The organism is Helicobacter zhangjianzhongii, assembly GCF_030249855.1.
Classification (GTDB): Bacteria; Campylobacterota; Campylobacteria; order Campylobacterales; family Helicobacteraceae; genus Helicobacter_B; species Helicobacter_B zhangjianzhongii.
In genome coordinates this window covers 188,520-207,979 of the sequence record NZ_JANURN010000004.1, presented here as the reverse complement: position 1 = coordinate 207,979, position 19,460 = coordinate 188,520, and the positions used below count along the sequence as shown (strand labels likewise).

Here is a 19,460-nt window from a genome sequence, read left to right as displayed (position 1 = left end):
CCTACTCCCACTCAATCGTTCCTGGGGGTTTTGAAGTAATGTCATAGACTACGCGGTTAATCCCTGCTACTTCATTAATTATGCGGTTTGAGACAGATTCTAAAAATGCGTGGGGTAAGTGTGAGAAACTCGCTGTCATTCCGTCCATTGCTTCTACTGCCCGGACGCAAATGGTATTATCATAAGTGCGGTTATCGCCCATTACGCCTACACTTCGCACATTTAAAAGCACGCAAAATGCCTGCCATACAGAATCATACAAGCCCCATTTATGTAGCTCTTCTATGAAGATAGAATCTGCTTCCTTTAAAATCTCTAAATCCGCCGCATTCACCTCGCCCATAATGCGTATGGCAAGTCCGGGTCCGGGGAAGGGGTGTCGCATAAGCATAGATTCTGGCATTCCAAGCTCCCTGCCTAACGCCCTTACCTCATCTTTGAAAAGCTCTCTTAAAGGCTCGATTAGCTCAAACTTCATCCATTCAGGCAGTCCGCCGACATTATGATGACTTTTTATCGTCTTGCTTGGTCCTTTTACGCTCACAGATTCTATGACATCAGGGTAAAGTGTGCCTTGTGCTAAAAACTTTATCTCGCCTTTTGTATTATGCTTTTTAGCCTCAGCTTCAAAGACTTCTATGAAGGTTTCACCGATGATTTTTCGCTTTTGCTCAGGCTCTGTTACCCCCTTTAGTCGTCCTAAAAATAGCTCTTTTGCATCTGCTACAATCAAAGGCACTTTTAGATTCTCTCTAAACATTTCTTCAACGGCTTCTCTCTCGCCTTTGCGTAAAAGCCCGGTATCCACAAACACAGGGATAAGATTCTCTCCTATGGCACGATATAAAAGCGTTGCTACCACGCTAGAATCTACTCCACCACTCACAGCACATAGCACTTTCTGCGTTGGCTTTGCGTGAGAAATCGCGGATTCTGCATTGTCGGCTTGGTCATTTATGTTTAATAAACTCCCTTCGCCTCCACCTTGAAAACCACGATTTCTCATCGCAAATCCTTCCGCATTGGATTTCAACCCTTTTTCTTGTGATTTTTCTTGCGTTGGCTTAGAATCTTTAGCAAATCTCTCCATATTAGATTCTACTCTTACCTCACATTTTTGATTAAAATTTTCGCCCTTTGTGCATAGCACTAGTTCATTTGTCTTTAGCACAAAATGTGCTAATTCCTGCCCTTTGTAATGCTTTATATTTTTACCTACAACACGCATTCCAAGCTTTTTGGCAAGCTTTAGCGATGGTGCGTTATCTTCTTTAATCAAGCAGTAAAGCTCCTTTACACCAAGCTTAGAAAAGGCATACTCCGCACACGCCCTTGCCACTTCAAGCCCCAAGCCCTGCCCCCAAAAGCGATGATTGATAATATAGCCAAGCTCTAAAATTTCGCATTGATATTCTCCGCTAGAATCCACTTCATCAACTTTAGTTTCATCACTCACAAGCATAATATTCTCATAGTTTAGCCCTGCATTGCCGATAATCTCACCACTTGCCTTATCTACCACAGCCCAAAGCCCAAAGCCATATTTTTGATAGCGTTGCAGTTGTTGTTCTATCCAATCTTTGCATTCTTGCTTACTAAAAGCGTGTCCCCAAGCATACATTGTTTTCTCATCTAAAATCTTGTGCAAGTCTTCCAAATCATCAAGGCGATATGGACGCAAATAGGTGCGTGGCGTCTCTAAGATAGATACAAAATCCGCCCCATTTCCACAAGTCTCCCCAAGCACCTTTTCTCTTAGCTTCACAATCTCACTTTCCGCAAAATTCCGCATATTCCAGCTTGTATCTGCCCCACAAATCCCCACAGCAAAGTTTTTTAGAATCTCCCCGCCGCACTCACTATGCACCACTTCTGGGTGAAACTGCAGCGCATACACTCGCCGCGTAAAATCCGCAATAGCGCAATAATGCGTATTCCCACTTTTTGCCAGCTCCACAAAGCCACTAGGCACAGACTCCACCTTATCAGCGTGGCTCATCCATACGATAGAATCCTGCTTCACGCCCTTAAACAGCTCCACACTAGAATCCGCGATTTCTAAAACCGCTTTGCCAAATTCCTGCGCCTCTGCTCTCACCACGCTTCCGCCAAAAAAATGCGCGATATACTGCATACCATAGCAGATTCCAAGCACAGGGATATTAAGCTCAAATACTCTAGAATCCGGCTTATATGCCCCCTCTTCATACACACTAGCAGGTCCTCCGCTAAGGATAATGCCCTTAGGATTTTTGCTTTTTATAGAATCTAGCTTTTCAAAGTAGGGGACTATCTCGGTATAAACGCCATATTCACGCAATCTTCTAGCGATGAGCTGCGTGTATTGTGAGCCAAAATCTAAAACCAAAATTTCAACACTATGTGTGTGTGGAGAATGTAGCATATAGACACCTTTATGAGTAGGAATTTGCGTGTGGATTCTAGCAGAATGAAATTTAGAAAGAAGTTAGTAAAACCCTAGATTTAACTCCAGCGAGGCAGCATCTCGCTAGTCTTTAAAACCAAGGCATTACATCATTTTCTGTGCGTTTGCGGATAGTTTTCATTTGATAGAATCCTATAATCCACAACACAACAGCCGCAACAATAACCAACCAACCGATGAAAATAAGTGTTGTTATGCTTCCAAGAAGATTCGCATAGAAAGCCCAAAGCAAGAATTTCTGCTCGGTAACAAAAGCTAATTCTCTAAAAAATAAGAGATTATATACAAGTGCCGCAATACTACCAACAATAAGCAATATCACCGCTACAACAAGCCCAAATCCACCAGCCGAGCTATACCCAGCCATACCCCCAAGTAACGCAGTTCCACCAAAAATCATAGCTACAATAAGTGCCACCACCATAATCGCGATAGAGAGAATAAAGTTTTTAAACAAAGTTGGGCTTTCACTTGTGCGTTTTGTCCCAAGCGCAGCCAACACAAAGATTACAAACCCAGCAATGAGTAAAATACCCCCAATCACCCAGCCTATAAATGGGATTAGAAAGATAAAATTTCCTCCAAAACAAAGCCCAATGCTAAGTAAAAACTTAAAGCGAATGCTTTGTGTGTCATTTGCCATAAGCTGCCCTTGAATATTTGCCATATTGATACTACCACCCGTGATGAAAATATTTTTTGCCATATTCTCACTCACTTCAAAATCCACCTCACAGCCTGTGAGATGCTCCATACTTCTACCCTCTAAGTTTGACACATCACTTGCTTCAAAAGTGTAGCGATTGCCATCTTCACCGCTGATTAAGCCCACTGCTAGAATCTTGCCCTTCATAGTTATCCTTTGATGTGGAATAAATGCCGAAGTATAAAATGAGCTTTGTTATAACGCGCTTAATGTCGCCACCTTACGCGATAAAGCCATATAAAGCATTCAAAAAAGCTTTAAGAAGTCCTAAGTAGTGCCGATTTTCCCAAAGTCATTTTGAAGTCTTTTTGAGTCTCTAGTATTGGCTTGTAGTTTGCTAGCTAGAATGGAAGGCTTGCTTCTTGGCATATTTTTGCTTCGAAGTCTTGGCAAGCATTGTGTTTTAGATCATCTTAGAGATGATCATTTTGGGCACAATAGATCACCACAGCGAGTGTATTTATGGATCTATCTACATTACTAGGGATTATTTTAGCGATCACTTCTATCTCGATTGGGGATATTTTAGAAGGTGGGAATCCGCTGCATGTTATCCACCTTAGCTCTTGTATTATCATTATTCCTACTACTTTGTTTGCTGCTATGGTTTCTACGCATTCTGCGGCGATTAAGGCAGCTTATAAGGAGCTTGGGCTGGCATTTATGGGACCTAAGCTTGATCTCTCTAAGACAATAAAAGATGTTGTCGAGTTTTCTTCCCTTGCTAGGCGCGATGGGATTTTGGCACTAGAGGGGCGTGCGGCACAGATAGAAGATGATTTCTTCCGCGATGGGCTTAGTATGGTGATCGATGGGCGCGATGCAAAATCTGTGAAAGAAGATTTAGAGATCAAAATAGAGCAGTTAGAGCATTATTATCACGGCGCGGCGCATTATTGGATCACAGCTGGGGAGACTTCGCCGACTATGGGGCTTGTCGGGGCGGTTATGGGGCTTATGCTAGCCCTCCAGCTGCTTGAAGATCCTACTGCTATGGCGGCAGGGATTGCTGGGGCATTTACCGCGACTGTTACGGGGATTATGTGTGCGTATGTTATCTTTGGACCATTGGGCAATAAGATCAAAAACAACTCTTTCTACCTTGTGCAGGAGAAAGTTGTCATTATGGAGGGGATTTTGGCGATCGCTAATGGCGAAAACCCTCGCAATCTTGAGAGTAAGCTGCTTGGATTCTTGCGCCCAGATCAGCCTAAGATCTCTCAATTTGAGTAGGGGATACTAATGTCTAAGAAAAAACAGCAAGAATGTCCAGCTGGTGAGAAGTGGGCGGTCCCTTATGCGGACTTTCTCTCACTTTTGCTCGCACTTTTTATCGCGCTTTGGGCTATTTCTAGCACAGAAAGCTCTAAGGCAAAAGCGTTGAGTCAGGCACTTGTTACAGCTTTTTCCAATCCTCCTAGATCATCGATATTTCAGCCTATCTTTCAGCGACCACCAGATCCGGGCGAGGTGCGTGAAAACACCGAAGGCAAGCAGCCTCAAACGGCAGATGGCACTGCTTCAGCTGTCGCGGTGAAAGATAGTATCGCGCAAATCCAAATGCTAATCCAAGAAGGAGGCGTGCTAGAGCAAATCGAGCAGGGGATCATACTGCGCTTGCCAGCAGATTTGCTCTTTGAAGAAGGAAGAGCGGATTTGAATAATGAAGAGATGATCACCTATGTGCGGCGGATTGCTGAAATTATCAATAAGCTTCCGCCTGAGGTGAAAATCGATGTGAGAGGCTACACAGATGATAAGCCTTTAGCAAGCAATGCAAAATACAAAGATCTCTATGAGCTTGCTTCAGCTAGGGCGTATGCGGTGATGAGTCAATTACTCGATAATGGTGTAAATCCGGAGAAAATGTCTTACTCATCGTATGGGAAATACAGCCCTGTGGCACCAAATACGACTTTAGAAAATCGCGCGAAAAACAATCGTGTAGAGATTTTTCTCTCTAGCTCGCCAAATAGTGTAAAAACGATCAAATCTGTCCTAGATAGCGCAGCGAGTGAGCAAGAGAGTGATTCTGCGAAGTAGAATCCACTTTTGTGCATAGTTGGTTATATGCATTTAAAATAAAAATAGTGGCTTGAGTCGTGTGCTTTGATCATCGTGATAGATAAGATGGCAAAGAGGCATTTGCTATAAAAAGTGGATTCTAGCTAGAATGCAAGGAGAGCTGATGAGAGTGATATTTATGGGGACACCGGAGTTTGCACGCGTGGTGTTTGAGCAGCTCTGTGAAAAATATGAGATTGTGGCGGTTTGCACGCAGCCAGATAAGCCAGTAGGACGCAAGCAGATTTTGACTCCACCGCCAGTGAAGCTTGCTGCGCTTGCGCGTGGCATACCTGTGCTACAACCGCAAAAACTGGATTCTAGTGTGAGTGAGAAGCTGCGATTAGGGGCGGAGGCAATTATCGTCGTGGCGTATGGGAAGATCCTGCCAGAATCTATACTCCACATCGCGCCTTGTATCAATCTCCACGCCTCTATTCTCCCAGCATATCGCGGGGCAAGCCCTATCCAGCAGATGATTTTGAGTGATGATAGAGAGTATGGCATAAGCATTATGCGTATGGATTCTGGGCTAGATAGCGGAGAGATTTTAGCCATAGAAACAATGCCTAGAGATGATAGGGCAACTTACACGATTGTAAGCCAGAATCTAGCTAGGCTTGGAGGGGATACGCTATGTGAAGTGCTGGCAAAGCTTGGCGAGATCACGCCTGTGCCGCAAGATCACAGCAAAGCGACTTATTGCAAAAAGATTAGCAAGCAAGATGGCTTGGTGGATTTTAGCTCTGCGCGCTTGGTGTATAAAAAGTGGCTTGCCTTTAATGAGTGGCCCGGAGTATATCTCACAAGCGGACTAAAGCTATTTGATATAGATTTATTGAGATATAGTGAGGCTATCTCGCAAGATCTCAATAAAGAGCTTGCTACTAGAGGGGGGCTAGCAGGTGCCGGAGAGATTTGCCATATCGAGCCTTGCGTGATCGCGTGTGGCGATGGGGAGTGCTTGGTGATTGGAGAGCTGCAAGCTCCTAGTAAAAATCGCGTTAATGCTAGTGTCTTTCTCCGCTCTAGGGGGCTACAAGTGGGTGATAAGCTATGCTAGGGCGTGAAGCGATACTCTCAGGTGTCAAAGTAATACAAATGACAAAAGTGGATTCTACTCAAGATGAGCTGCGCCGGCGGCTAGAATCCACTTTTTTACACAAGCCGCTGTGTGTCGTGGCGCAGTCGCAGAGCAAGGGTCGAGGGTCGCGGGGCAATGTATGGGACAATGAGCAGGCTTTGATGTTTTCATTTGCTTATAATGCCCCACTCATTTTGCCAGATGATGTGCCAGCGCAGAGCGTGGCGATATTTCTAGGCTGCATTATAAGGGATATATTGCGAGAGTCTGGCTCTAGTGCGTGGCTAAAATATCCTAATGATTTGTATGTCTTGGACAAAAAGGCTGGAGGTATTCTCATTGAGCGCGTGAAAGGGGTTTTGCTTTGTGGTGTTGGGATCAATGTGGCTAGCGAGAGGTTCGGTAAGATCGATATTGCGCTTGATGAAGAAAAGTTTTTTGCTAGATTATTTGAAGTTTTGCAAAATCCTCCAAGCTGGAAGCAAATTTTCAGCAACTATAAGCTAGAATTTTGGCGGAATTATCCTTTTTCCTTCCATATAGGAGATGAGCTTGTTTCCTTGCGCGATGCATTTTTGCTAGAAGATGGCGGCGTGAATATTGGAGGGAGGGTGGTTTATAATTTACGAGAGTGTGGGGTATAGGCTATGCATGAAGTAATTACCGTGGCAAATCAAAAGGGTGGTGTTGGCAAAACAACTACGGCTGTAAATCTTGCTGCATCACTAGCTCTTGCGGAGAAAAAGGTGTTGTTGATTGATTTTGACGCGCAGTCAAACGCGACAACAAGCTTGGGCTTGCGCCGCTCGGATATAGAGTTTAATGTCTATCATGTGCTTATGGGAAGTAAGACAATCTCTGAAGTGATAAAAAAGACAGATGTCCCATTTATGGATCTTGTGCCATCTGATATTGGTCTTGTAGGGATTGAAAAAAGCTTTTACACCAATAAAAGTGGGCGCGAGCTAGTTTTGAAGAAAAAGCTTGCCGAAGTGGAAAATAACTATGATTTCATCATTATAGATTCTCCTCCTGCTCTGGGACCGCTTACGATCAATGCGCTTGCTGCGGCTAATTCTGTGATTATCCCTATTCAATGTGAGTATTATGCGCTACAGGGGTTGGCTCAGCTTATCAATACGATTCGATTGCTTAAAGATAATGGCATAAATCCAACGCTTGAAATCCGTGGCTTACTTCCTACGATGTTTTCTGCACAAAATAATCTCTCTAAGCAAGTATTTACGGACTTATCAAGGCATTTTGATTCTAAATTGTTTAAGAAAGCAGACAAAGGTGAAGATTCTTATATCATCATTCCTCGTAATGTTAAACTTGCAGAATCCCCAAGCTTTGGGAAGCCAATCTTGCTTTATGATATCAAATCAAGCGGTAGCATAGCATATCAAGATCTCGCCCAAGCGATTTTGCAAGGAGCATAGATTGGCAAAGAAAAATGCCCTTGGCAGTGGACTTGGAGAGCTTCTAGGTGAAGTGCAAGATGCGTATGAAAAAAACCTAGGTGAATATACAGAATCCATCATTGAGCTTAGTGTTGATGTCGTTAAGCCAAATCCTTTCCAGCCGCGAAAAAATTTCGATGAAAGTGCGCTTAATGATTTGGCAGAATCCATTGCCGAGCACGGACTTTTGCAGCCTATACTTGTATATGATGATGGAGGCGATTATTTTCTCATTGCTGGAGAGCGCAGATTAAGGGCTAGTAAAATCGCTGGGAAGAGCACGATAAGGGCTGTTGTGGCAAACGAATACATCGATCGAAGTAGATTGCGCGAGCTAGCGATTATTGAAAATATCCAAAGAGAGAATCTAAACCCGCTTGATCTTGCTCATTCTTATCAAGAGCTTATTGATGAATACAAGATCACCCACGAAGAGCTTGCTACAAAACTAAAGAAATCCCGCGCACAAATTACCAATACAATGCGTATATTGGATTTGTGTGAGTATGTTCAAGATCTCATTGTTCAAAACAAAATTACACAAGGGCACGCTAAGGTGATGGTAGGCTTGCAGGAGCGTGAGCAAAAAGTGCTAGCGGATTCTATTGTGGGGCAGAAACTTTCTGTTCGAGAGACAGAGCAGCTGGTGAAAGATCTCAAGCAAGAAGATTCTAGTAAGAAACAGAATGTTGCCATTAAAAAGCTAGATTCTAGTGTGGATAATGAAGTATTGGGTGAGCTTTGTGCTGCTTTTGCCGCTCTTGGCGTGCAGGCTAGGATTTCTCAAGGTAAGATTATTATTCAGCCACAAAAAGAAGCAGTGGTGCAGTTAATTGAAAAATTAAAATCTTGATTTAAGGTTTGGGCTGTTAGAATTAAAACAGCTGATCGTTGGAAAGGACATAAATGAGTATTACAATCCCTGATCCTTGGTTGATGTTATTGGTTTTTGTTGTGTTTATTATCACAATGCTTTTGCTTAATTCTTGGCTTTTTAAACCTTTGATTGGCTTTATGGATGAGCGCGAAAATTCCTTACGCAAGGATATGGAATCTGCAATGAGCGATGATAATGAGGTTCAGGAAATTCAAGAAAAGATTCGTGCTATTTTTGCTGATGCCAAAGCGCAGGCAAGTAGTATCATAGAGAGTGCAACTATAGAAGCCAAGGCTGAATATGATGAAAAAATGGAAAAACAGGCTAATGAAGTCCAAGGGAGAATAGATAGTTTTCGGGCTGATCTTGAGAATCAAAAAAACCAAGCAAAACAGGAGTTGTTGGCGGATTTAGGCGTTTTCGAAACGGCTTTGAAGTCTAAAGTTCAGCAAATATAGGGAGATAAAGTATGAAGTATTGTGTGCGATATGGCGTGGTATTTGGTTGTTTGCTTGGGGTCTCGTATGCATCTGGTGCGGTGGATATATCTCATACGGATTTTAGTGAAAGGGTCATAAATTTTATTATCTTTCTTGCTATTTTGTGGTATTTGGGTGCTCATAGACTTAAGGCTTTGCTTCAAAGTCGTCAACAAGAAATTAGTAGTCGTTTCGAGCAGGCTCAAGATAGGATCAATGAAGCAAAAAGAGGTAGAGAGCAGGCACAGAAGCAATTGGAAGAAGCACAGAAGAAGGCTGCTGATATTATCGCTACGGCAAGGAAAGAGGCTGTTGTGATTGCGCAAAAGTATGAAGAGCAGTGTAGTGTAGACATAGAGAATCTTATTAAATCGAGCGAGTCTTTGATGTTTTTTGAGCAGAGAAAGGCTCGTGTGGAACTCGTAGAGTCAGTATTGAAGGAATTATTCAATAGTAATGCGGCTGATATTGACACGCAGGAATATGTGAGAATTTTAAATAAGAAGGTGGCGTAGATGGAAGAGATTATCGCTAAGAAGTATGCCCACGCACTTATACAGTGTTTCAAGAGAGATGAGCTAGAGAATCTATCTAATCTGTTTTTGCAGGCTTCACAGGCTTTTTGTGTGGAGAAATTTAGGGATATGATTCATTCGCCCTATATGACAAAGATGGAAAAAAAGAGATTATTGATTGCTTTATTTAGTGATGATGAGCAGGTAGGTGCGTTTTTGGATCTGCTTATAGAGAACAAGCGCATAGATATTATTCCGTTTGTGAGTAGTATTTTAGAGAGATATTTGCGTGCGCTTGACAATAGCTATAAAGCTATTTTGTATGCACCTAAAAATTTGGATTCTAGCACAATTTCTAATATTACCGATAGCTTATCTGCCAAGCTTGGAGTTAAGCTGCATATTGAGCAGTCTTCTACCAAGGTTGATGGTATTAGGTTGGCTGTGCAAGACTTGGGGATAGAGGTGTCTTTCCTTAAAGAAAGATTTTTTGATGATCTTAGGTCTCATATCTTAAGATCCATATAATTTAATTCAATAGCAAGGAGTGTAAGTGGTACAGAAATTAAAAGCAGAGGAAATTAGCTCAATTATTAAGGATAAGATCAATAGTTTTGATGTGAGTGTTGATATATCCGAAACAGGCAAGGTTGTTGGCTATGCTGATGGTGTAGCTAAGGTGTATGGATTGAAAAATGTTATGTCGTATGAGATGGTTGAATTTGAAACTGGCGATCTTGGACTAGCATCTAATCTAGAAGAGGGAAATGTTGGGGTTGTTATTCTTGGAGGTGGAAATAATATCCGCGAGGGGATGTCTGTAAAACGCCTCAAGCGTCTTATGAAAGTGCCTGTGGGAGATAGTGTTGTTGGTCGCGTGATTAATACGGTCGGTGATCCTATTGATGGCAAAGGTGCTATTGAGTCGAGTGAATTTCGTTTTGTTGAGCAAAAAGCACCTGGGATTATGGATAGAAAGTCTGTTCATGAACCATTGCAGACTGGTATCAAAGCGATTGATGCTCTTGTGCCAATCGGTAGGGGGCAAAGAGAGCTTATTATAGGCGATAGACAGACAGGTAAGACAACTGTTGCTATTGATACTATCATAAATCAAAAGGGACAGGATGTTATTTGTATTTATGTGGCTATAGGGCAAAAGGAATCAACTGTTGCGCAGGTGGTGCGCAAACTTGAGGAGCACGGTGCTATGGAATATACCGTTATTGTTAATGCACCTGCTTCTTCTTCTGCAGCTATGCAATACCTTGCTCCCTATACAGGCGTAACTATTGGTGAGTATTTTAGAGATAATGCACGGCACGCTCTTATTATTTATGATGATTTGAGCAAGCACGCTGTTGCATATCGTGAGATGAGTTTGATTTTGCGCAGACCTCCTGGTCGTGAAGCATTTCCTGGTGATGTGTTTTATATTCATTCTCGCTTGTTGGAAAGAGCGGCTAAGTTGTCTGATGAAAAAGGGGCTGGCTCACTGACAGCTTTACCAATTATTGAGACCCAAGCTGGCGACATTTCGGCATATATTCCTACAAATGTCATTTCTATTACTGATGGGCAAATATTTTTAGAGACAAATCTGTTTAATTCTGGGGTGCGCCCTGCTATCAATGTAGGACTTTCTGTTTCTCGTGTTGGTGGTGCTGCGCAAATTAAAGCCACAAAACAAGTTGCTGGAACATTGCGCCTTGATTTAGCTCAGTATCGTGAGCTTCAAGCCTTTTCACAGTTTGCTTCGGATCTTGATGAGACAAGCAGAAAGCAATTAGAGCGCGGGCAAAGAATGGTTGAAGTTCTTAAGCAACCACCATATTCTCCTTTGGCTATTGAGAAGCAGGTCGTTGTAGTTTTCGCCGGTGCCAAAGGATTCTTAGACGATATTCCAGTGGGTCGAGTTGTGGAGTTTGAGAATGATCTTTACCCCTTTATAGAAGCTAAATATCCTAAGATTTTTGAAGAGATTCGCAGTAAAAAGGCTTTAGACAAAGAGTTGGAAGCTGTTTTAACGAAGGCTATTGAAGAATATAAGCTTAGTTTCAGCTAAATAATTTGGAGTAGGAAATGGGAAATAATCTAAAAGAGATAAAGACAAAAATTGATAGCGTGAAGAATACCCAAAAAACTACGCGTGCAATGAAGTTGGTCTCTACATCGAAGTTGAAAAAAGCTGAAGAAATGGCGAAACGCTCTCGTGTTTATGCAAATAAACTTAATGAGATTTTTGAAGATATTGTCTCAAAGATTCAGGTGCGAGGTCTTGAAAATATCAATAGTAGTTTTTTTGTTGATGCTAAACATAGAGAGATTAAGAAAGTTGATATTGTGTTTGTAACTGCCGACAAGGGGTTGTGCGGTGGTTTTAATGTAACAACAATCAAAGAGGTTCTTAGGCTTATAGCAGATCTTAAGAGTAGGGGCATCAAGGTTAGATTGCGTGGTATTGGGAAAAAAGGCATAGCCTATTTTACTTTTAATGAGATAGAAATTCTTGATAAGATTATTGGGCTTAGTTCGAGTCCAGACTATGAAAAGTCGAGTGATTTTATCCGTAAAGTAGCGCAAGATTATCTAGATGGATTGACTGATGAGGTGATTTTGGTTCATAATGGTTTTAGAAATAAGATTTCCCAAGAGCTTAAGATTAAAAGTATATTACCTCTAGGGTTTGATCTTAATGAATCAAGTAGTGCTGCACAGCAACATGCTACTTATAATAGTGTGAATATTGAACCAGATGAAGAAGAAGATGTGGTATTGGATCAGTTAGCACAGAGATATATTGAGTATAACATGTATTATGCATTGATAGACTCTCTAGCTGCTGAACATAGTGCTAGAATGCAGGCAATGGATGCGGCAACGAAAAATGCTGGCGAACTTGTAAGGGATTTAACTATCTCGTATAATAAAGCACGGCAAGAATCTATTACAACAGAGCTTGTAGAGATTAATGCTGGTGTTGAAGCGATGAAATAAACCAAAAAGGAGTATGAGTATGGAAGGTAAAATTGTTCAAGTAATGGGTCCGGTGGTTGATGTGGATTTTGATTCATATCTTCCTTCTATCAATGAAGCACTTGATGTGGTGTATGATTTTGATGGTGAGAAAAAAGGTTTAGTTTTAGAGGTTGCTGCGCATCTAGGGGACAATAGGGTTAGAACTATTGCTATGGATATGACTGAAGGCTTAACGAGAGGGCAGTCTGCTATGGCTAGAGGAAAAATGATAGAAGTGCCTGTTGGTGAGCAAGTTCTTGGCAGGATTTTTAATGTTGTTGGTGATGTCGTAGATGGCGGCGATCCCGTTGAGACAGATTTGAAATGGCCAATTCATAGAGAAGCTCCAAAGTTTGAAAATCAAAGTACCAAAACAGAAATGTTTGAGACAGGGATAAAGGTTGTTGATTTATTGGCTCCGTATTCTAAGGGTGGTAAAGTTGGATTGTTTGGTGGTGCTGGCGTGGGCAAAACAGTTGTTATTATGGAACTAATCCATAATGTTGCATATAAACATAGTGGCTATTCTGTATTTGCTGGAGTTGGGGAGCGGACACGCGAGGGAAATGACTTGTATCACGAGATGAAAGAAGGTGGTGTCTTGGATAAAGTTGCTTTGTGTTATGGGCAGATGAATGAGCCACCAGGGGCAAGAAATAGAATTGCTTTTACAGGACTTACTATGGCGGAATATTTCCGCGATGAGAAAGGGCTCGATGTTCTTATGTTCATTGACAATATCTTCCGTTATGCGCAATCCGGTGCGGAAATGTCTGCACTTTTAGGGAGAATTCCTTCTGCTGTGGGTTATCAACCTACGCTTGCTAGTGAGATGGGAAAACTACAGGAGCGTATAACATCTACAAAGAAAGGTTCTATTACATCTGTTCAGGCAGTTTATGTGCCAGCCGATGACTTAACAGACCCAGCTCCGGCATCTGTTTTTTCACATCTTGATGCGACAACCGTTTTGAATAGAAAAATTGCAGAGAAGGGTATCTACCCAGCTGTCGATCCATTGGATTCTACATCGAGAATCCTTGATCCACAAATTGTTGGAGAGGAACACTATAAGATTGCAACAGGAATTCAACAAATTCTCCAGAAATACAAAGATCTGCAGGATATCATTGCAATTTTGGGTATGGATGAGCTTTCAGAAGAGGATAAGAAAGTTGTTGAACGAGCAAGAAAAATTGAGAAGTTTTTGTCTCAACCATTTTTTGTTGCAGAAGTTTTTACAGGCAGTCCCGGAAAATATGTTACGCTTGAAGAGACTTTAGATGGCTTTAAAGGAATCTTGGAAGGCAAATATGACCACATACCAGAGAATGCTTTTTATATGGTTGGAAGTATTCAAGAAGTTATAGAAAAAGCAGAGAAAATGAAAAAATCTTAGAGAGAAAAGTGATGAAAAAGCTTGCTGTTAGTATTGTTACTCCCTATGGGGAGATTTTTTCTGGTGAGGTGGATAGCGTAACTATGCCTGGAGTGGATGGGGAGTTTGGTGTTTTGCATGGGCATTCCAATCTTCTTTCTTTATTGAAAGCAGGTGTTATTGAGATTTCTCAAGGACAATCTAGAGATTTAGTTGCCATTGATTGGGGGTATGCTGAAGTAACATCCTCGAAAGTAGATATTATTGCAAATGGCGCAGTTGCAATTGGGGGGCAGAGTGAGAGTGGGGTGTCAGAAGCTATCGCAAGTGCCAGGGAGTTGCTTGAGAGTGCATCAAACGATAAGGTTGCCATATATTCTGTTGTTTCTAGAATTGAGCACGCCGCAAAAAGCCGATTCTAATGGGTTCTGTTTTTCAGTTTCTTGAAGAGTCAAGCCTAATTACTTTACTTACATTGTGCTGGCTTTCTGCGTATTGTTTTGCAACACTTTGGATCTTCTTTTATAAGTATATTAGTCTCGCAAAGATGGTAAAAGATGAGCAGGATTCTTTAGAGGCTATTTTACAAGGAGAACAGAGATTTCCAAGAGATGCAATTTTTATCAGTGCGGATCATCGCGATGTTTCTCCCAATATTTTTTCTCTGTGGAAGAATAAAGCCATTAAGCATTCTACTACAGGGCTTGCTTTTTTAAGTATCATTGCTTCTACCTCTCCTTTTATAGGGCTTTTTGGGACTGTTGTTGAGATTTTAGATGCTTTTGGTAGGCTTGGTAATAGTGGGCAGGTTTCCTTTGATGTTATTGCGCCTGTAATTTCTAAGGCATTAGTTGCTACGGCAGCTGGTATATTAACGGCAATTCCAGCATATACTTTTTTTATGATTCTTAAGCGCAAGGTGTATGATTTAGGTGTTTATATTCAAATGCAGATTGATTATCTGTCATCTGCAAAATAAGTGACTTGCTATATGGATGATCAGTTTTTGTGGGAGGATAAGCCAGAGTTAAACATTACCCCACTTGTGGATATTATGCTTGTTTTACTAGCAATTCTTATGGTTACAACACCCACCATAGTGTATCAAGAAGATATTACTCTACCAAAGGGTAGTAAGTCGGCAAAAAAAACTCAAAACAATATGCTCGAAATTCGTATTGACAAGAGAAAAAAAATTTATATTAAAAACAATACTTATGAATATAAAATGTTTCCAGATAGTTTCAATCTACTAGCAAAACAGTATAGTAAAAAAGACACATCAATTTTTATTCGAGCTGATAAGGATTTGAGTTATGAGAGTGTGATTTATATTTTAAAAAGTGTCAAAGAAGCAGGATTTAATAAAATTTCTTTGGTGACAAATGGGTGAATGTAAGAAAGCATTGCTTGTTTGGAGTGGTATAGGTGCATTGTTTTTTTACTGTGTTATTTTTGTTTTATTATTGAAATTTTCTTCTATTTTTACGACGAAATACACATCTCATATTGCTACAACAATGGAGCAGGCTGTAAGCATTGATATTGCTCCAATGGAGATGACTCAAGAAAATAAAAAGGATTCTGGCACGCATCTTGAAGGGACTGGTATTAGAGATATTTTTTCAACAATTCCAGATATGATGGCACCCGCCAAAGAAAGTGGGGATAATCGTAGTCAAAAAGCAAAAAACACAAAAGATAAAGTAGATTCTAGCCGATTGCAGGCTTTGCAAAAACAGCTTGAAAAGCTTAATTCCACTTTTAATGCAATGGACAATAAAGCACTTGATGTGCAATCACAAAGTATTTCTCCAGAATTTGCAGATGGAGAGTATAATGAATGGTTTGGTAAAATTTATGATATAATCTACCGAAAATGGCAGTCAAGATATTATCAGGATGCTGAAGTTAGCGCACTAATTCGTGTAACTAATATAGGTAATTTTAGCTATCGCATTGTAAAGCTCTCGCAATATGATGACTATAATCAAAGTGTGATTGATCTTTTGGAATCCTTAAAACAAGAAAAGCTTCCGCCTTATCCAAAGGGTAGGGTTGTTGAGATAAAGGTAAATTTTCGGCTCAAATAAAGGAGTGTTATGAGAAGTTTTTTTGGGATTATGGTGCTGATTAGTGGCTTATTTAGTGCTGATGCTACGATTGATATAGTTAAGTCTGGACAGAAAACTCCAAAGGTTGAGATTGGTTATGTTGCTAGTGGCGAGTCTTTGTTGGCAAAAAAAATTTATAAAATTTTATTGGGTGATTTGAGTGTCTCTGGGCATTTTGATCCTGTGGATGGCTCAATATATGCACAAGACACTATAGATTTTGGTGCATATCGGGCAAAAAAAATTGACCTTGTAGGCATAGTTCGAGTTATCAAAGAAAATAAGATTCTTAAGGTGTCATTGCTTTTTTATGATAATAACTCATCGTCTCTAAAGATCAATAAAACTTACCAACTAACAGATTCTGCTCTTTATCCTTTTGTTGCCCATAAGATGGCAATTGATATTAACTCTTATATTAAAGCACCCACAATTGCTTGGATGAATCGCTATGTTGTTTATGCACAATATACAGGTAGCGGACAAGCTAATATTGTCCTGGGCGACTATACACTCACATATAATCGCACAATTGTTACAGGAGGCTTAAATATCTTTCCAAAATGGGTAGATTCTACACAAAAAGAAATTTATTTTACCAAGTATTTATTGCGTCCAACAATCATAAAATACAACATTCAAACCGGTAGTTCGGAGCAGATTATTGCTAGCGATGGTATGGCTGCGGTATCGGATGTTAGTAGAGATGGGCAGAAAATTCTAGTTACCTTAGCACCTAAACATCAATCAGATATTTACCTTTATAATGTTGCAAACAAAGAGCTTACGCAACTTACTAAGTATTCCGGCATTGATGTATCGGGCTATTTTATTGATAATGAAAGATCTATGGTATTTGTGTCTGATCGATCTGGTTATGCCAATATTTATTCCAAGAGACTTGATATTGATGCGCCTGCCGAACAAGTCGTTTATCATGGGCGCAATAATAATTCTATAACTGCCTATGGGGATTATGTAGCCTATTCTAGCAGGGAAAGCGACAATGAGTTTGGTGCTAATACATTCAATATTTATCTTATTTCAACCAAAACAGATTATATTAGGCGACTAACTGCTATAGGAAATAATCAAATGCCAAGATTCTCTAAAGATGGCGGAAGTGTGATGTTCTTAAAGCATACATCTGGGCAAACTGCTTTAGGGGTTATACGGCTTGATTACAACAAAAGCTATCTATTTCCACTCAATAGGGCTAGTATCCAGTCTTTTGATTGGTAAGTAAATGGAGTAAAAACAAAAAGCAATAAAAGTTTGGTATAATCTAAACCATAAATCTGAAGCAAGGAGTTTGAAATGAAGAAAGCGGTTGTGATTTTTGGAGTGGTTGCAGCACTTTTTATGCTGACTGGGTGTCCAAAAGAGAAGGTTAATGTCGTTGGGGCTGGAGATGGGGAGATGGTTGGTGGATCTTCAGAATCCACAAGCAGCATTTCATCTAAAGAGACTGGGGATTTGCTGGGCAGTGTATATTTTGATTTTGATAAGTTTGTTATTAGACCCGATATGCAATCTGTAGTAGATGTGATTGCAACTCAAGCGCAATCACAAGATTCTATTCAGCTTGTGATTGAAGGTAATACTGATGAGTTTGGAACAGATGAATATAATTATGCTCTTGGCACAAAAAGAGCCATAGCTGTGCGTGATGCTCTCGTGGTTAAAGGTATGAGTAGGGATAGTATTCGTGTTGTGAGTTTTGGTGAGAGCAAGCCTATTTGTATGGATAAGACAAGAGATTGTTACCAAAAAAATCGTCGCTCCGATGTAAAAGTATCAAAATAGTTTATCAAAGCAGAATAAGTGAAGTGTGGTAAATTCTCTTATTGCCTTTTGCTTTCTTTGGTGGCTCTGTGGGCTGAGCCATCGGCTTTTGAGTTGCAGAGTGGCGCAACAAAGAAAGAGTTAAAAACCCTTCAATCTACCAATAAAAATCTTGAAAATTTAGTAATAGATTATAGTGCCAGGATTCAAATGCTTGAACAATCTAGAGATGGTATGCAGAGCGTTTTAGATGGGCAGGCGTTACGCATAAAGTCTTTGCTTGATACCATAGGGAAACAGGAAGCAACAATACAAACTTTGCAGTCAAATCTTGATTATCAGAATGACTTGGTTAGACAACATAACTCAACGATTGAGAATATGCAAAAAACTATAGATCAACTTACCGCTAAACTTAGTGATTTGACCACATTGACAACCAAGTTAAATCAAGATATTTTGAATGAGCTTGGTGTCTTGACAGGAACCAATAATCAAGCGCAGAAAAAATCAAAACCCCAAACTAGTAACGAAGACTTCAAGTCGGTAAATGCTGGGAGTAGGGGCAGTGATGATTTTACTAAACTTAGCAACAAAGAGATTATCGATCAAGCTAGAAAACTATATAGAGAGAAAAATCTCCTAGAATCTAAAAAACGCTATGAATGGTTGGTGAAGAATAATTATAAAGTTGCATCATCGCTTTATATGCTTGGCGAGATTGAATATCAGCGCAGTAAGTTTGCAGAAGCGATAAGTTTTTATAAAAAAAGTGCTTCGTTAGATGATAAGGCGAGTTATATGCCTATTCTTTTGTGGCATACAGCGTGGGCTTTTAGGTATTCTAAAGATATGGATAACTACAATAAATTTTTGGATTCTCTTATTCGTTTATATCCAGAATCTGAACAGGGTAGGAAAGCCAAAGATTTACGACAAAAAAATAAAAACAAAGGATGACAGGTGGATTCTACAGAACAAAAGCAAGTTGTGGCGATATTTTATGAAGTAAAAGATGCGGATACTCAAGATATTATTGATAGCAATGTAACTTCTCGACCATTGGAGTTTTTGCTTGGTGCTGGGCAGGTGATCAGCGGTCTTGAGCAGGCTGTGTTAGGCGCGAAAAAGGGCGATAAGCTTAATTTATCTATAGCTCCAGAAGATGCCTATGGTGTTTATCAAGCAGATTTTGTGCAAGAGGTTCCAAAGGATCAGTTTGATGGTATTGTTTTAGAAAAGGGTATGACGCTTTTTGGACAAGCAGAAGATGGGCAAACAGTGCAGGTTGTTGTTAAGGATTTTAATGATAGTAGCGTGATGATTGATTATAACCACCCACTAGCTGGCAAGACTTTGTTGTTTGATGTTGAGGTTGTTGATATGCGAGATGCTACTGCCGATGAGATCTTGCAAGGTTATGTGGGTGGTGGTTGCTGTGGTGGTGGATCTTGTGATACATCACATCACGATCATGGAGATAGTGGTTGCTGTGGTGGTGGATCTTGTGGCTGCCACTAGGGGCTAGTGC

22 protein-coding genes are annotated in these 19,460 nt (G+C 40.5%); 20 read left to right on the top strand and 2 right to left on the bottom strand.

Translation table 11 applies throughout. From position 1 onward, the window contains the following. Nucleotide 1 precedes the first annotated feature (1 nt). Nucleotides 2-2,404, bottom strand: coding sequence for a glutamine-hydrolyzing GMP synthase (gene guaA / locus NYG90_RS05685; RefSeq protein ID WP_285264821.1), 2,403 nt, complete (start codon nt 2,402-2,404; stop codon nt 2-4). Nucleotides 2,405-2,516: 112 nt separating this feature from the next. Further along, nucleotides 2,517-3,299: a V-type ATP synthase subunit I domain-containing protein gene (locus tag NYG90_RS05680; RefSeq protein ID WP_285256742.1), complete on the bottom strand. Its 783-nt coding sequence runs from the start codon at nt 3,297-3,299 to the stop codon at nt 2,517-2,519. A gap of 315 nt (nt 3,300-3,614) precedes the next feature. On the opposite strand from NYG90_RS05680, the gene motA reads away from it, so the two are divergent. From motA to NYG90_RS05580, 20 genes are all read left to right on the top strand, one after another. Further along, nucleotides 3,615-4,385, top strand: a complete 771-nt coding sequence (gene motA, locus NYG90_RS05675; RefSeq protein WP_115011491.1) for a flagellar motor stator protein MotA — start codon at nt 3,615-3,617, stop codon at nt 4,383-4,385. A 9-nt stretch (nt 4,386-4,394) separates the two neighbouring features. Next, entirely contained in the window at nt 4,395-5,195 is an 801-nt protein-coding gene (gene motB, locus NYG90_RS05670) for a flagellar motor protein MotB (RefSeq protein ID WP_285264820.1), read from the top strand. 145 nt (nt 5,196-5,340) lie between these two features. Further along, nucleotides 5,341-6,279: a methionyl-tRNA formyltransferase gene (gene fmt, locus NYG90_RS05665; RefSeq protein ID WP_285264819.1), complete on the top strand. Its 939-nt coding sequence runs from the start codon at nt 5,341-5,343 to the stop codon at nt 6,277-6,279. Then, a complete protein-coding gene (locus NYG90_RS05660; RefSeq protein ID WP_285256744.1) occupies nt 6,273-6,944 on the top strand; it encodes a biotin--[acetyl-CoA-carboxylase] ligase in 672 nt (223 codons plus the stop codon). The genes fmt and NYG90_RS05660 overlap by 7 nt, the downstream gene beginning before the upstream one ends. A gap of 3 nt (nt 6,945-6,947) precedes the next feature. After that, nucleotides 6,948-7,742 carry a ParA family protein gene (locus NYG90_RS05655; protein WP_115011495.1) on the top strand — a complete coding sequence of 265 codons (795 nt, stop codon included), beginning with the start codon at nt 6,948-6,950 and terminating at the stop codon, nt 7,740-7,742. Between the two features lies 1 nt (nt 7,743). After that, nucleotides 7,744-8,616: a ParB/RepB/Spo0J family partition protein gene (locus NYG90_RS05650; RefSeq protein ID WP_285256745.1), complete on the top strand. Its 873-nt coding sequence runs from the start codon at nt 7,744-7,746 to the stop codon at nt 8,614-8,616. Between the two features lie 53 nt (nt 8,617-8,669). Continuing rightward, complete coding sequence (locus NYG90_RS05645) at nt 8,670-9,098, top strand: F0F1 ATP synthase subunit B family protein (RefSeq protein WP_285256746.1); 429 nt, start codon at nt 8,670-8,672, stop codon at nt 9,096-9,098. Between the two features lie 11 nt (nt 9,099-9,109). Beyond that, on the top strand, nt 9,110-9,634 hold the full coding sequence (locus NYG90_RS05640; RefSeq protein ID WP_285256747.1) for a F0F1 ATP synthase subunit B: 525 nt from the start codon (nt 9,110-9,112) through the stop codon (nt 9,632-9,634). Next, nucleotides 9,635-10,162, top strand: a complete 528-nt coding sequence (locus NYG90_RS05635; RefSeq protein ID WP_285256748.1) for a F0F1 ATP synthase subunit delta — start codon at nt 9,635-9,637, stop codon at nt 10,160-10,162. A 25-nt stretch (nt 10,163-10,187) separates the two neighbouring features. Continuing rightward, complete coding sequence (atpA, locus tag NYG90_RS05630) at nt 10,188-11,699, top strand: F0F1 ATP synthase subunit alpha (RefSeq protein WP_115011500.1); 1,512 nt, start codon at nt 10,188-10,190, stop codon at nt 11,697-11,699. 17 nt (nt 11,700-11,716) lie between these two features. Further along, on the top strand, nt 11,717-12,631 hold the full coding sequence (atpG, locus tag NYG90_RS05625) for an ATP synthase F1 subunit gamma (protein WP_285256749.1): 915 nt from the start codon (nt 11,717-11,719) through the stop codon (nt 12,629-12,631). Between the two features lie 19 nt (nt 12,632-12,650). Beyond that, nucleotides 12,651-14,051: a F0F1 ATP synthase subunit beta gene (gene atpD, locus NYG90_RS05620; RefSeq protein ID WP_115011502.1), complete on the top strand. Its 1,401-nt coding sequence runs from the start codon at nt 12,651-12,653 to the stop codon at nt 14,049-14,051. A gap of 11 nt (nt 14,052-14,062) precedes the next feature. Next, a complete protein-coding gene (gene atpC, locus NYG90_RS05615) occupies nt 14,063-14,452 on the top strand; it encodes an ATP synthase F1 subunit epsilon (RefSeq protein ID WP_115011503.1) in 390 nt (129 codons plus the stop codon). Beyond that, nucleotides 14,452-15,009 (top strand): MotA/TolQ/ExbB proton channel family protein, encoded by a 558-nt coding sequence (locus NYG90_RS05610; RefSeq protein ID WP_285256751.1) that lies wholly within the window; start codon nt 14,452-14,454, stop codon nt 15,007-15,009. The genes atpC and NYG90_RS05610 overlap by 1 nt, the downstream gene beginning before the upstream one ends. A 12-nt stretch (nt 15,010-15,021) precedes the next feature. Then, on the top strand, nt 15,022-15,423 hold the full coding sequence (locus NYG90_RS05605; RefSeq protein ID WP_115011505.1) for an ExbD/TolR family protein: 402 nt from the start codon (nt 15,022-15,024) through the stop codon (nt 15,421-15,423). Then, nucleotides 15,416-16,123: a TonB C-terminal domain-containing protein gene (locus NYG90_RS05600; protein WP_285256752.1), complete on the top strand. Its 708-nt coding sequence runs from the start codon at nt 15,416-15,418 to the stop codon at nt 16,121-16,123. The genes NYG90_RS05605 and NYG90_RS05600 overlap by 8 nt, the downstream gene beginning before the upstream one ends. A 9-nt stretch (nt 16,124-16,132) precedes the next feature. Beyond that, nucleotides 16,133-17,386, top strand: coding sequence for a Tol-Pal system protein TolB (gene tolB / locus NYG90_RS05595; RefSeq protein WP_115011507.1), 1,254 nt, complete (start codon nt 16,133-16,135; stop codon nt 17,384-17,386). A 75-nt stretch (nt 17,387-17,461) separates the two neighbouring features. Next, nucleotides 17,462-17,950, top strand: coding sequence for an OmpA family protein (locus tag NYG90_RS05590; RefSeq protein WP_285256753.1), 489 nt, complete (start codon nt 17,462-17,464; stop codon nt 17,948-17,950). An 18-nt stretch (nt 17,951-17,968) separates the two neighbouring features. Continuing rightward, nucleotides 17,969-18,889, top strand: a complete 921-nt coding sequence (locus NYG90_RS05585; protein ID WP_285256754.1) for a tetratricopeptide repeat protein — start codon at nt 17,969-17,971, stop codon at nt 18,887-18,889. 3 nt (nt 18,890-18,892) lie between these two features. After that, nucleotides 18,893-19,450 carry an FKBP-type peptidyl-prolyl cis-trans isomerase gene (locus tag NYG90_RS05580; protein WP_285256755.1) on the top strand — a complete coding sequence of 186 codons (558 nt, stop codon included), beginning with the start codon at nt 18,893-18,895 and terminating at the stop codon, nt 19,448-19,450. Nucleotides 19,451-19,460 lie beyond the last annotated feature (10 nt).